The sequence below is a fragment of the Aurantiacibacter sp. MUD11 genome (genome assembly GCF_026967575.1).
In the GTDB taxonomy this organism is placed as follows: domain Bacteria; phylum Pseudomonadota; class Alphaproteobacteria; order Sphingomonadales; family Sphingomonadaceae; genus Alteraurantiacibacter.
On sequence record NZ_CP114054.1, the window covers coordinates 260047 to 272459 of the forward strand.

Below are 12413 nucleotides of genomic sequence, written 5' to 3' on the forward strand. Positions count from 1 at the left end.
ATGGAAAAGGCCAAAGGTGCCGCAGGACGACCGCAAGCTGACGCTCGCGCTGCTGGTGCTTGCCATGCTGCTCGCGGGACGCGTCTTCATGGTGGAGAACCCGCAACACAACCCGTGGGCGCCGTTGGACCTGAACGATCCGCGTGGCTGGGCAACCTCGACCAAGCTCGACGCCCTTCGCGGCGATCCGGCGGCTTGTCAGGCGGTGCTCGCTCGCAGCGACGTTGCCTTCACGGCCCTGCCGGCGACCGGCGAGGGTGAATGTCAACGGCAGGACCGGCTCACGCTCGGCACCATGCCCTTTGCACCGCGCTTTCCGGAGATGACCTGTTCGGTCGCTGCGGGGATGGAAATGTGGCTGGAGCAGGATGTGCAGCCGCTGGCCGAAGAACTGCTGGGCAGCCGTGTGGCACGGGTCGAACAGCTCGGCACATTCAGCTGCCGCCGGATGTATGGCGGGGAGACGGGACGCTGGAGCGAGCATGCCACTGGCAATGCCATCGATATCGCGGGGTTTGTCCTGCAGGACGGCAGGCGAATCAGGCTGCTGCGCGACTGGGACGGGGACGATGCGGAGGGACGCTTCCTCGAGAAGGTCCGCGACGCGGCGTGCCGCAGCTTCGGAACGGTGTTGTCACCCGACTACAATGCTGCCCACGCCGATCATTTCCACTTCGACCAGGGGCGACGTCCGGGCTTTGGCGCCTGCCGGTGAAAAAACGCCTGCACAAACAAAAACCCCCGCCGAAGCGGGGGCCTTCGAATTCGTATGGGCAACCCGACTACGGGCTGGTCGGAGCCGGCTCGTCCTGACCATCCTCGATCGCGATGATCACGCCTGCAACAGCAGCTGCGGCGAGAAGGATGAGGAGAATGGTGCCTGCGTCACCTTCGCCACCAGCTTCTTCAGCCTGAGCGACAGGAGCCGCGTCACGGAGACCATTGGTCTGCGCGGCAGCAGTCATGGTGGTACCGGCGATCAATCCGGCTGCCAGGGTGCTGGCGATAATCTTCTTCATCATGCTTCCCTCACAAGTTCGGGGCGTGTTCAGTTGCGTTTTGCTTAACGCAGGTGCGTCATAAAGTGAAGGTTCAATGTGATTGTTTGTTCCCGATCGAGCCTGCTTTGCGACGAACCGTTGCATTTGAACAACGAAAATCCATAACTTTAAGCAACATAGCTTTTGGCTAAGGGCGAGCCCGTAATTTTCCGCACCGCAGCATATTGCGCCGTTTTAGACCGGTTCGAGGGCGTAACCGGCGGAGCGAACCGTGCGGATCGGATCGCGGGCGTTATCCACCGCGATGGCCTTGCGCAGACGGCGAATGTGCACGTCGACCGTGCGCTCCTCGATCTCGCTTCCCGTTCCCCAGACAGCATCGAGCAGCTGGCTGCGCGAAAACACCCGGCGCGGGTGCTCCATGAAGAACTTGATCAGGCGGTATTCGGTTGGTCCGATCTGCAGGGGGCGGCCGCGCCGCTCCACCCGGTGGGCGACCGGATCGAGCTTGATGTCGCCAACCTCGATGGTCTCACCGGCAAGGGCGGGGCGCACGCGGCGGAGCACGGCTGACACGCGCGCCAGCAATTCGCGCGGGGAGAAGGGCTTGGTGACGTAATCGTCGGCACCCGTCTCAAGCCCACGGACTCGGTCGTCTTCCGCTTCGCGTGCAGTCAGCATGATGATCGGTACGTGCGCCGTCGCCTTGTCGCGGCGCAGGCGGCGGCAGACTTCGATCCCGCTGGTCCCTTCGATCATCCAGTCGAGAATGACGAGGTCGGGCGGATCTTCGGCTGCGAGCATGATCGCCTCGTCCCCGTCGGAGGTGGCGCGAACGTCATAGCCTTCGCTCTCGAAGCGATATTCCAGCAGTTCCGCCAGGGCGGTATCGTCTTCCACCAGCAGCAGTTTTGGCGTCGACATCGGCAATTGGCCCCGCTTGTTGCAACACACAGGCTCTCGCGCCTGCACTAGGCCATTATGTCACTTCTGTGTCAGAATTGTTGCACTGCCGACGAGGCAGGCGGGCGGTTTCGATTAGCGCTCGATGTCGTTCGGATAGGAACCGGTCGCCGCGTAGTGCACCATCTCCGCTACATTGGTGGCATGATCGCCGATACGTTCGAGGTTGCGGGCCACGAACAGCAGCTGTGCGGCACTCGAAATCGTCGAAGGATTTTCCACCATGTGGCTGACAAGGTTGCGGAAAATGCTGTCGTAAAAGGCGTCGACCTTGTCGTCCCGCTCGATCACTTCGCGCGCCAGCACGGGGTCGCGCGCAGCATAGGCGGTCAGCACGTCGTGCACCATCTCGGCGGCCATTTCGCCCATCGCCGGCAGCAGGGTGAGCGGCTCGAACCGGCTGCGGCCTTCGATGCGGCCCACGCGCTTGGCGATGTTCTTGGCATAGTCGCCGATACGCTCCACCACGCCGCCGATCTTCAGCGCCGCGACGATTTCGCGCAGGTCGTCCGCCATCGGCGCGCGCAGGGCGAGCACGCGAACGGCCATGGCGTCCACCTCGGTTTCCAGCGCGTCGAGCTTGGCGTCACGTTCCACCACTTCGGCGGCCAGGTCCGCGTCGCCGCGCACCAGCGCGTCGAGCGCTTGCTGGATGGAGACTTCCGCCAGGCCACCCATCTCGGCGATCAGGCCGCGCAGGCGAGTGATGTCTTCGTCGAATGCCTTGACTGTATGTTCGGCCATTAGCCGTACCTTCCGGTGATGTAATCCTGCGTGCGCTTTTCACGCGGATTGGTGAAAATGTCCGAAGTATGTCCGTATTCCACCATCGTTCCAAGGTGGAAAAAGGCGGTGCGCTGCGACACGCGGGCCGCCTGCTGCATCGAGTGCGTCACGATCACGATGCCATAGCGGCCGCGCAATTCGTCGATCAGTTCCTCGATCTTCGCGGTGGCGATGGGATCGAGCGCGGAGCACGGCTCGTCCATCAGGATCACTTCCGGATCGACGGCGATGGCGCGGGCGATGCACAGGCGCTGCTGCTGGCCGCCCGACAACGCGGTGCCGGAGTCCTCCAGGCGATCCTTGACCTCTTCCCACAGGCCGGCGCGGCGCAGGCTGCTTTCGACGATCGCGTCGAGATCGGCCTTGTCCTCGGCCAGGCCGTGGATCTTGGGGCCGTAGGCGATGTTTTCGTAAATCGACTTGGGAAACGGATTGGGTTTCTGGAACACCATGCCGACGCGGGCGCGCAGCTGCACCACGTCCATCCCGCTGGCGTAGATGTCCTCGCCGTCCAGCTCGATGCAGCCGGTAACGCGGGCGGTGGGGATGGTGTCGTTCATCCGGTTGAGCGCGCGCAGGAAGGTGGACTTGCCGCAGCCCGACGGGCCGATGAAGGCGGTCACGAATTCCGTGTGGATGTCGATCGAGACGTTATCGATGGCTTTCTTCTCGCCATAATAGACGTCCACGCCCGTGGCGCGCATCTTCGGCTCGCCAACTTCGACGTTCTCGTGTTCCAGCGACTTCTGCGCCGGGTTGGCGAGCGCAGAGCCGCCTCCGGTTTCATTGGTCATTTCGGCATCTTGCTGGGTGGTCTCGGCCATCACCATCTCTTCTCGAAGCGGTTACGCAGGTAAATGGCGAGGCCATTCATCAGCAGTAGGAATATCAATAGCACGATAATCGCCGCGCTGGTGCGCTCGACGAATCCGCGATCGATTTCGTCGGACCACAGGAAGATCTGCATCGGCAGCACCGTGGCATTGTCGGTAAAACCCTCGGGCGGCGTGGCGACGAAGGCGCGCATGCCGATCAGCAGCAGCGGCGCGGTTTCGCCCAGCGCGCGTGCCATGCCGATAATTGTGCCGGTGAGGATGCCCGGCAGGGCCAGCGGCAGCACGTGGTGGAACACCACCTGCACCGGCGAAGCGCCAATGGCGAGCGCACCGTCACGGATCGAAGGCGGCACGGCCTTGATCGCGTTGCGGCCGGAAATGACGATCACCGGCATGGTCATCAGCGCCAGCGTCATCCCGCCGATCAGCGGGGCGGAGCGATAACCGGGGAAGATCGTCAGGAAGACCGCGAGGCCGAGCAGGCCGAAGATGATCGACGGCACCGCGGCGAGGTTGTTGATCGACACCTCGATCAGGTCCGTCCAGCGGTTCTTCGGCGCATATTCCTCAAGGTAGAGCGCCGCCAGCACCCCGATCGGGAAGGCCAGCAGCAGCGTGACCAGCATGGTCAGCATGGAGCCCTTGAGCGCGCCCCAGATGCCCACCAGCTGCGGATCGGTTGCGTCGGCTCGCTCGAGGAAGCCGGTGTCGAAGCGATCCTCCAGCAGGCCCTGGTCGGCGAGTTGCCGGGCCAGCGGCTGCAGGTCTACGTTGCCATCACCCGCATAGGCGCTGGCAAGGCTTTCCGAGGTCGGGAGCCAGAGCTCCACTTGCTGGCGCAGCATGGACGGATCGGCGGCGATATCCTGCGCGACAAGGCGCCAGGCCTCGCGATTGACCTGCGCCGCGCCTTCTTCGCCTAGCGCCTCTACGGCGGCGAGTTCGATCACTTCGCCAAGCCCCTGACTCTGCAGCGACTGCACGATGGCGCGCTCTTCCTCCAGCGACGGGTTCACCGTCAGCGCGGCCTGGGTGAAATCGACGGGCACGCGCAGCTCGGCGCGCTGGAAGCCGCCGATGCCGTTGATGGTCATGTTGACCAGCAGGAACACGAGCACGGCAACCGAGAACAGGATGGCGGACAGGCCGACGGCCTTGAACCGTCGCTCTGCGGCGTAGCGCTTCTTCAGCCGCGCCTCGAACTCGGGCGTGCGCGTGGGGCGCAAGGTCTGGGCGTTCTCACTCATAGGCTTCGCGGAACCTCTTCACCACGCGCAGCGCGATCACGTTGAGCGCCAGCGTCACCAGGAACAGCACGAAGCCGAGGGCGAAAGCAGCCAGCGTGGCGGGATGGTCGAAACTGCCTTCGCCGGTCAGCAGGGCAACGATCTGCACGGTCACCGTGGTCATCGCTTCCAGCGGGTTGGCGGACAGGTTGGCGGCAAAGCTGGCGGCCATCACCACGATCATGGTTTCACCGATGGCGCGGCTGATGGCGAGCATGATGCCGGCGACGATGCCGGGCAGGGCGGCGGGCACCAGCACCTTCTTGATCGTCTCGTTCTGCGTCGCGCCCATGGCGAGCGAGCCGTCCTTCATTGCCTGCGGCACGGCGCCGATCGAATCGTCGGCCATGGAGGAGACGAAGGGAATGATCATCACGCCCATGACGAGGCCCGCGGCCAGCGCGCTTTCGCTCGACGGGTTGGAGATTCCCACCGACATGGCGATGTCGCGAATGGCCGGGGCAATGGTGAGCGCGGCGAAATAGCCGTAGACCACCGTCGGCACACCGGCGAGGATCTCCAGCGCGGGCTTCAGCCAGGTGCGCACCTTGGGCGCGGCATACTGGTTCAGGTAGATCGCGCTCATCATCCCCAGCGGGATGGCAACGATCATGGCGATGATCGCACCGATGAACAGCGTGCCCCAGAACAGCGGAATCGCGCCGTAGCGAGTCGGATCCGGGTTCTCGGCACTGCTCATCGGGTTGGGCGACCAGTTCGTGCCGAACAGGAAGTCGAGCGGCGAGATCATGCCGAAGAAGCGAATCGTCTCGAACACGAGGCTGGCGACGATGCCCAGCGTGGTGAGGATGGCGACCAGCGATGCCAGCAGCAGCGTGCCGAGCACTACCTTTTCCACCCGGTTGCGGGCGCGGAAATCGGGCTTCAGCCGCAGGAACGCGAAGGCGGCACCGACACCCGCGATCAGCAGCGTCACCACGACGCCGATGATGGTGTATCTGGTGATTGCCTGCTCGAACGGTTCGACCAGTCCGGCGGCATCGGGAATGAAAACGGCCTGTGCCGTGCCACGGGCGACGGCTTCGGCTTCCTGGATGATGTTCTCGCGCTGCAGGCCGAAGGGCGGCAGGTCTGCTGCGGCAGGATGCGCGAGGACGGTCTGCATCACCAGCGCATCGGAAATCGGGCCCCAGATCAGGGCGAACAGCATTGCCGGGCCGGCGATCCACAGGGCAGCGTACCAGCCGTGGTAATTTGGCAGGGAGGCAATGCGGTTGTCGCTGGCCGCGCGCCGGAACATGGCGGCGCGCGACCGAGCGACCAGCCAGCCGGCCAGCCCTAGTCCAAGGACTACAAGGAGCAAGGTACTGGCGGACATGGCGGGTTGGATTGCTCCTATTCGAAGTCAGCAGCGGTCAGCGGCGTGAACTCGCTCGCCGCCGTGTTGCTCCGCGCCATAACGTCTTCCGGATTGGGCACAAGCCCCACCGCGGCAAGCGGACCACCTGCTCCCCAGCTGGATGCCCACTCGGCGACGAATTCGCGCAGGCCCGGAACGGCATCGACGTGCGCGTTCTTCACGTAGATGAACAGCGGGCGCGCGCCAATGTAGCTGAAGCTGGAAATGTTCTCGTAGGTCGGCTCGACACCGTTCACGGTCAGGCCGTGGACGCGGTCGGAGTTCGCATCGAGATAGGAGAATCCGAAGATGCCGATGGCGTCGGCGTTGCCTTCGATCTTCTGCACGATCAGGTTGTCCTGCTCGCCCTGCTCGACATAGGCACCGTCATTGCGCAGCTCGAGGCAGACGTCTTCGAAACGATCCTCGTCCTGCTCTTCCAGTTCGGCCATGCCTTCACCGGCTTCGCAGCCGACCATCAGCACCAGTTCGTTCAGCGCGTCGCGCGTGCCCGAGGTGGACGGCGGGCCGTAGACCAGGATCGGCTTGTTCGGCAGCGACGGGTCAAGGTCGCTCCAGTTCTCGGCCGTCTGCGCTTCGCCATAGGGGTTGGCGGCAATCGCGCGGTAGATAATTTCGGGCGTCAGGTTGAAGTCGATGCCACCCACGGCGCTGGCAAAGGCGATGCCGTCCATGCCGACCTGGATTTCGGTGACTTCAGCCACGCCATTGGCCTGGCAGGTTTCGAACTCGCTCGCCTTCATGCGGCGCGAGGCGTTGGCGATCGACGGCGTGTCGCCGCCGGCGCTGCTGCAGAACAGCTGCATGCCGCCGCCGGTGCCGGTCGATTCGATGATCGGGCTGGGCATGCCGGTGTTGCGGGCGAAGCTTTCGGCAACGCGGGTTGCGAACGGATAGACGGTGGACGAGCCGACGACGCTGATGGCGTCGGGCGTGTCGCCACCACCCGAACCGCCACAGGCGGAGAGCATGGTTACGCTGAGCGCGGCGGCGGTAATGCGGAAATTAAAGTTCATGATGATCCCCATTCGGTTTGGATGCCAGATCGCTAGGTAAAGAGTATGACGGCTTTGCGACAGGCATGGGTCCACCAGGTGTCTCCATGCCATATTCGCGCCGCGCTGTCGTCAGGTTACGGTCCTCAGAAGTCGATTTGTGCACGAACGCCGATCACGTCGACGGCGTAGTCCACCAGGCCGCCGGCTGCCGCGTGAACGGCATCGTCGTATTCGAGGCGGGCATAGTTGACCAGGAAGCGGGTGTAGTCGGTCGGCACCCAGACGAGGCTGGCCATGTAACCGTTCTGCGTACCGCCGATGACCGTCTCGTCACTCAGGTCGAGATAATCGTAGCGGACGTTGAGCTGGAACGCGCCCATGCCGCCTTCGTCGACCGGATTGGCCGGACGGGTGCGGTTCCAGGTACCGCCACGATAACCACGGCTGTCGCCACCGGTCAGGAACACGCCCGCTTCGACATAGCCGCCGAAGAAGGTCGGGTCGTTCATCGTGCCGATCATGTCGGTGCTCTGCCAGAAGCCTTCGGCCACGGCGTGGAACGGACCGCTGATGAAGGCGGCTTCGACACCGGCGCCGAATTCGCTGGAGGCGGCCATGTTGCCGGTGTTGATGAAGCGTTCACTGGTGAAGTGCACCAGCGGGCGCTGGCGATAGCGGACCGTGTCGCCCTGCGGCACGTCGGTGTAGTGGACCGAGGCACCCAGGTGCAGCTGGTTGTCGCCGATTTCCGGCATGAAGACCACGCGGCCGTCGGCGCTCATCGCCTTGCCCGGCAGGTCGCCGATATTGTCGGAGAACAGGCCGCCCTGGATCAGCACGGTGTCAGTCGGCTCCAGCTCGACCGAGACGCCAAGGCGACGTTCGAAGCCAAAGGCATCGGTGAAGGCAGCGCGCTCGATGAAGGAGGACCAGCGGCTGCTGGTCAGCTCTTCCAGCGACTGGAAGTTGTTGTGCTGGCCAACGTTCACCGTGACCGGGCCGTCTTCGTAGGACAGGATGGCGTCCGTAACGGTCACCGCATTGCCTTCGAAATCGATTTCGAACTTGTAGCCGAAGCCGCCGGGAATATCGCCTTCGACGCCTAGGCGGGCGCGGCGGATCTCGCTGTTGAAGCCGTCTTCGCGGCCTGTCGAATCGGGCGCGCTGAAGGTGCCGGCATCGAGGTTGAGGCGACCGCGCGGCTTGAACGACCAGCCACCTTCGCCTTCGATTTCAGGGGCGCCGGCCCAGCTGATCTCGACCGGGGAACCAGAGGTTACGGTCGGGGCCGGGGCGGGCGGGGGCACGGCGGCTTCGACCGCGGCGGCCACCTGCGTGGCGACTTCGGCTTCCTGCTGTGCCTGCTCGGCTTCGAGCTCCTGCACGCGGGCGTTGAGGCGGGCGATCTCGGCGCGCATGGCGGCGAGCTCTTCCATGACCTCGGTCATGTTTTCCTGCGCCGACGCGGCGGCGGGGGTGAGGGCGCTGGCTGCGAGGAGCGAGGCGGCGAAGAGTTTTTTCATGACAATTCTGTTTCACTTCTGTGACTGGAATGTGCGCCCGCTATGACTGCAATATGACGCTATTGTTACAGTCTGCGCGCGGCAGCCGTTTTTCGGGTCACAACCTGTGGAGAACTGTCAGTCTGCGGGCATCAGCGGCAGGCGTACGGTCACCGTGGTGCCTTCGCCCTGCTTGCTGGCAATGTCGAGTCGGCCGCGGTGGCGCTCGACGATGTGCTTGACGATGGCGAGGCCCAGGCCGGTGCCGCCTGCCGCCCGGCTGCGCCCCGGATCGGTACGATAGAAGCGGCGGGTCAGGTGCGGCAGGTGCTCTGGCGCAATGCCTTCGCCGTGATCGCGGACGGTCAGGACAACCATGTCACGCGCGCCACGGCGCAGGCCGACCTCGACAGACTGATCCTGCCCGCCATACTTCAGCGCATTGTCGACGAGGTTGCGGACCAGTTGCTCCAGCTGGTTGCGGTCACCGCGAATCTCCAGTTTGCCATCCTCGATGTCGAGCATGAGGCGCTGCTCCCGCTCCAGGCCGGCGCCATCGCGGGCGGACTGGCGGACGAGCGGGGCAAGGTCGAGCGGTTCGCGCGGCTGGTCGTGTTTCTCGGCCTCGACCCGGCTCAGCGACATCAGGTCTTCCACCAGCGATTGCAGGCGCCGCGCCTCGCGCAGCACCGTGCCGTAGAACTTGGCGGCGCGCTTGGGGTCGATGTTCTCGCCTTCGTCCTCCAGCGTTTCCATGTAGCCGATGATTGAGGCGAGCGGCGTGCGCAGTTCGTGGCTGGCATTGGCGACGAAATCGGTGTGGGCGCGGCTGACGTCGGCTTCGGAGGTGCGGTTGATCAGTTCCACCAGCGCATAGCGGTCGTCGATCGGCTGGCGGGTCATCTGCCAGTTGCTGCGCGGGCCGGTGAGGCCCTGCACGGTCACGCTGCCGCCTTCCTTGCGGGACAGCAGGTCCACCGCCGCGGGATGGCGCAAGGCGACGCGGGCGTCCTGTCCGGTGACATGGGCGCCGATCGCTTCTCGCGCCGCCTTGTTGGCGACGATGATGCGGTTCCCGTCGATCATCAGCATCGGCAGGCCCGAGTGTTCGATCAGGTCGCGCATCCCGGAGCGGGTGAGCTGGACGCCTTCGACAACCTCCTTCTTCGGCGGCGGGGGCAGGGGGACGACCAGCCAGAAGGACAGGATCCACACGCCGACCATCGCGAAGATGGAGGCGATTCCGAGGTCGGACACGGCCACGATGATGCCGGACACGACAGCCAGCACGATGCCGGCAAAGGGGATACGACGGCCCTCCATGGGAGTGCCTCATGCGATAGAATTGTGACGGTTTCCACCACGAATGCGCAAACTTCCCCGCATGGCTGCGGAGCAGTGTTCGACAGGGTTGCGGGAATGGTGACCCCTACGGGACTCGAACCCGTGTTTCAGCCGTGAGAGGGCCGCGTCCTGACCGCTAGACGAAGGGGCCGTGCCGATAATGGTGGGAAGGCAATGCCATCGCTGGTGACCCCTACGGGACTCGAACCCGTGTTTCAGCCGTGAAAGGGCCGCGTCCTAACCGCTAGACGAAGGGGCCATCCTGCGATGGAGCGGCGCACTTAGGGGTGTCCGCCGAAACGGTCAAGTGCCCTTTTGGCAATTTCTTCGAACAAGCCCGTCAGTCCGCCCAGGCAGCGTCTTCCAGATGCAATTCCGCCGCAGGGCGCGCGCCCCAATCGTCGATCTTTGCGCGGCCTGCCAGCCACAGTCGGCGGCCCTTGGAACCATGCAGAATCGATTGCCCCATCTCGCTGGAAGCGGCGCGGAAGGCGATGGCCTTCAGGCTGCGGCCATCCTGCCCGGCGGCGATCACGCGCAGGTGGTCGTTACCGACGATATCCGCCTTGATGACATGCACCGGGCCGACCGCGATGCGCGGCCCCGGCCAGCCGACGCCGTAGGGCCCGGCGTTCTCCAGCGTCTCGACAAGGTCGGGCGTCAGTCCGCCGGGGGCCACCGACAGGTCGAGCAACATGGTCTGTTCGGCGCTGGCCTTCGCCACGGCAGCCGCCAACCTTTCGTCCAGCCAGTCGCTCAAGGCGTCGAGCTTGTCCGCTTCCACCGTCAGGCCAGCGGCCATGGCGTGGCCGCCGCCAGCCACCAGCAGGCCCGCCTCTCGCGCGCCGATGATCGCGGCGCCAAGATCGACACCCGCAATTGAGCGGCCCGAGCCCTTGCCCTGTCCCGCTTCCGCGTCCACCGCGATCACCAGGCTGGGCTTGCCGGTCTTTTCCTTGATTCGCCCGGCCACGATGCCGATGACGCCAGGGTGCCAGCCACTGCCCGCCAGGCAAACCACGGCGCGATTGTGCTGGGCAGCGAGCTGCGCTTCGGCTTCTTCCTGCACAGCGGCCTCGATGGCGCGGCGTTCCTCGTTGAGCGTGGAAAGCTGTTCGGCAATGGCGCGCGCCTCGTCCGGATCCTCGGTCGTCAGCAGGCGCACGCCCAGCGTCGCTTCGCCCACGCGGCCACCGGCATTGATTCGCGGGCCGAGCGCGAAACCGCAGTCGCTGCATTTCGGCGCTGCCTTCAGACGGCTGGCGTCGATCAGCGCCGCCATGCCGGTGTTTGCACGTTTGCCCATCACCTTGAGGCCTTGCGCCACGAAGGCGCGGTTCAGCCCGCGGATCGCCGCGACATCGGCAACGGTCCCCAGCGCGACCAGGTCGAGCAAGGAGAACAGGTCCGGCTCAGCCCGCTCGGCGAAGTAGCCGCGCTCGCGCAGGGTGCGGACCACTGCAATGGCCAGCAGGAAGGCGACCCCGACCGCAGCCAGATGCCCGTGCGCGGCCGCCAGGTCATTCTCGTCGAGCCGATTCGGGTTCACCAGGGCATAGCTGCGCGGCAGGTCCGGGGCGCACTTGTGGTGATCGACCACGATGACGTCGATGCCTGCGTCATGCGCCATGCCCAGCGCCTCATGCGCCATGGCGCCGCAATCGACGGTAACGATCAGGCTGGAGCCTTCCTCGCCGATCTTCAGCAGGGCTTCGCCGCTGGGGCCGTAGCCTTCGAGCAGGCGATCCGGGATGTAGTGCCGGGCATCGTGGCCCAGCATCCGCAGCAGCCGGATCAGCAGGGCCGAACTGGTGGCGCCATCGACATCGTAGTCGCCGTAGATCGTGATCGTCTCGCGGGCGAGGACGGCTTCGGCGAGCCGCTCGGCAGCCCGATCCATGTCGTTGAACTGCGACGGGTCCGGCAGGAATTCCCGCAAGGAGGGATTGCGGTGGCGATCGAGATCGTCGCGCTCCACGCCACGAGAGAGCAGGAGCTGCGTGGTGATGTCGTCACCCAGCCCATGCGCCTCGCCTTCGATCTGCATGTTGCCACCGCGCCAAAGCCACGCCTTGCCGGTTAGTGATCTTTCTACACCAAGAACTGTAGGTCTTGTGGCCATGAATTGCCTCTAGCGGTGTTGTCGTTGGCTTCCAACTGGTTGCCCACTAATCTCGACAGCCGCGGCGTGCGTTCTTGCGCCGTAGTGCTTTAAACAGTTTGGCTGAATACGGCGTGCAAGGACTCGACCTTGCGGGGGTTTGTCGTCACAAATCCGGTGTTGGACAAAAAGGGACCAGCTGATCGCAAGCGCGC

The 12413-nt window shown here is 64.7% G+C and carries 11 protein-coding genes and 2 tRNA genes; 1 reads left to right on the forward strand and 12 read right to left on the reverse strand.

Annotated elements, in window-relative coordinates:
- Positions 1-16: 16 nt before the first annotated feature.
- Entirely contained in the window at positions 17-715 is a 699-nt protein-coding gene (locus OZN62_RS01285) for an extensin-like domain-containing protein (protein WP_269100847.1), read from the forward strand.
- A 67-nt stretch (positions 716-782) separates the two neighbouring features.
- Here OZN62_RS01285 and OZN62_RS01290 read toward each other — a convergent pair whose 3' ends face one another.
- The 12 genes from OZN62_RS01290 to recJ form a co-directional block, all read right to left on the reverse strand.
- Positions 783-1022 (reverse strand): hypothetical protein, encoded by a 240-nt coding sequence (locus OZN62_RS01290; RefSeq protein ID WP_269100848.1) that lies wholly within the window; start codon positions 1020-1022, stop codon positions 783-785.
- A 213-nt stretch (positions 1023-1235) separates the two neighbouring features.
- A complete protein-coding gene (gene phoB / locus OZN62_RS01295) occupies positions 1236-1925 on the reverse strand; it encodes a phosphate regulon transcriptional regulator PhoB (RefSeq protein ID WP_269100849.1) in 690 nt (229 codons plus the stop codon).
- 114 nt (positions 1926-2039) lie between these two features.
- Complete coding sequence (gene phoU, locus OZN62_RS01300; protein ID WP_269100850.1) at positions 2040-2708, reverse strand: phosphate signaling complex protein PhoU; 669 nt, start codon at positions 2706-2708, stop codon at positions 2040-2042.
- Entirely contained in the window at positions 2708-3454 is a 747-nt protein-coding gene (gene pstB / locus OZN62_RS01305) for a phosphate ABC transporter ATP-binding protein PstB (protein ID WP_269102200.1), read from the reverse strand. The genes phoU and pstB overlap by 1 nt, the downstream gene beginning before the upstream one ends.
- A gap of 119 nt (positions 3455-3573) precedes the next feature.
- A complete protein-coding gene (gene pstA / locus OZN62_RS01310; RefSeq protein WP_269100851.1) occupies positions 3574-4833 on the reverse strand; it encodes a phosphate ABC transporter permease PstA in 1260 nt (419 codons plus the stop codon).
- Entirely contained in the window at positions 4826-6211 is a 1386-nt protein-coding gene (gene pstC / locus OZN62_RS01315; protein ID WP_269100853.1) for a phosphate ABC transporter permease subunit PstC, read from the reverse strand. The genes pstA and pstC overlap by 8 nt, the downstream gene beginning before the upstream one ends.
- A 17-nt stretch (positions 6212-6228) precedes the next feature.
- A complete protein-coding gene (locus OZN62_RS01320) occupies positions 6229-7269 on the reverse strand; it encodes a substrate-binding domain-containing protein (protein WP_269100856.1) in 1041 nt (346 codons plus the stop codon).
- A 125-nt stretch (positions 7270-7394) separates the two neighbouring features.
- A complete protein-coding gene (locus OZN62_RS01325; protein WP_269100858.1) occupies positions 7395-8774 on the reverse strand; it encodes an OprO/OprP family phosphate-selective porin in 1380 nt (459 codons plus the stop codon).
- Positions 8775-8891: 117 nt separating this feature from the next.
- A complete protein-coding gene (locus tag OZN62_RS01330; protein WP_269100859.1) occupies positions 8892-10076 on the reverse strand; it encodes an ATP-binding protein in 1185 nt (394 codons plus the stop codon).
- A gap of 97 nt (positions 10077-10173) precedes the next feature.
- A tRNA-Glu gene (locus tag OZN62_RS01335) sits at positions 10174-10248 on the reverse strand.
- A gap of 33 nt (positions 10249-10281) precedes the next feature.
- Positions 10282-10356 (reverse strand) — tRNA-Glu (locus tag OZN62_RS01340).
- Positions 10357-10437: 81 nt separating this feature from the next.
- Complete coding sequence (gene recJ / locus OZN62_RS01345; RefSeq protein ID WP_269100860.1) at positions 10438-12219, reverse strand: single-stranded-DNA-specific exonuclease RecJ; 1782 nt, start codon at positions 12217-12219, stop codon at positions 10438-10440.
- Between the last annotated feature and the right edge of the window lie 194 nt (positions 12220-12413).

Excerpts from the sequence above, each read along its gene's own strand:
- OZN62_RS01290 (WP_269100848.1), bottom strand. The coding sequence starts at position 1,022 with ATGATGAAGAAGATTATCGCCAGCACCCTGGCAGCCGGATTGATCGCC.
- phoB (WP_269100849.1), bottom strand. The coding sequence starts at position 1,925 with ATGTCGACGCCAAAACTGCTGCTGGTGGAAGACGATACCGCCCTGGCG.
- phoU (WP_269100850.1), bottom strand. The coding sequence starts at position 2,708 with ATGGCCGAACATACAGTCAAGGCATTCGACGAAGACATCACTCGCCTG.
- pstB (WP_269102200.1), bottom strand. The coding sequence starts at position 3,454 with ATGCGCGCCACGGGCGTGGACGTCTATTATGGCGAGAAGAAAGCCATC.
- pstA (WP_269100851.1), bottom strand. The coding sequence starts at position 4,833 with ATGAGTGAGAACGCCCAGACCTTGCGCCCCACGCGCACGCCCGAGTTC.
- pstC (WP_269100853.1), bottom strand. The coding sequence starts at position 6,211 with ATGTCCGCCAGTACCTTGCTCCTTGTAGTCCTTGGACTAGGGCTGGCC.
- OZN62_RS01320 (WP_269100856.1), bottom strand. The coding sequence starts at position 7,269 with ATGAACTTTAATTTCCGCATTACCGCCGCCGCGCTCAGCGTAACCATG.
- OZN62_RS01325 (WP_269100858.1), bottom strand. The coding sequence starts at position 8,774 with ATGAAAAAACTCTTCGCCGCCTCGCTCCTCGCAGCCAGCGCCCTCACC.
- OZN62_RS01330 (WP_269100859.1), bottom strand. The coding sequence starts at position 10,076 with ATGGAGGGCCGTCGTATCCCCTTTGCCGGCATCGTGCTGGCTGTCGTG.
- recJ (WP_269100860.1), bottom strand. The coding sequence starts at position 12,219 with ATGGCCACAAGACCTACAGTTCTTGGTGTAGAAAGATCACTAACCGGC.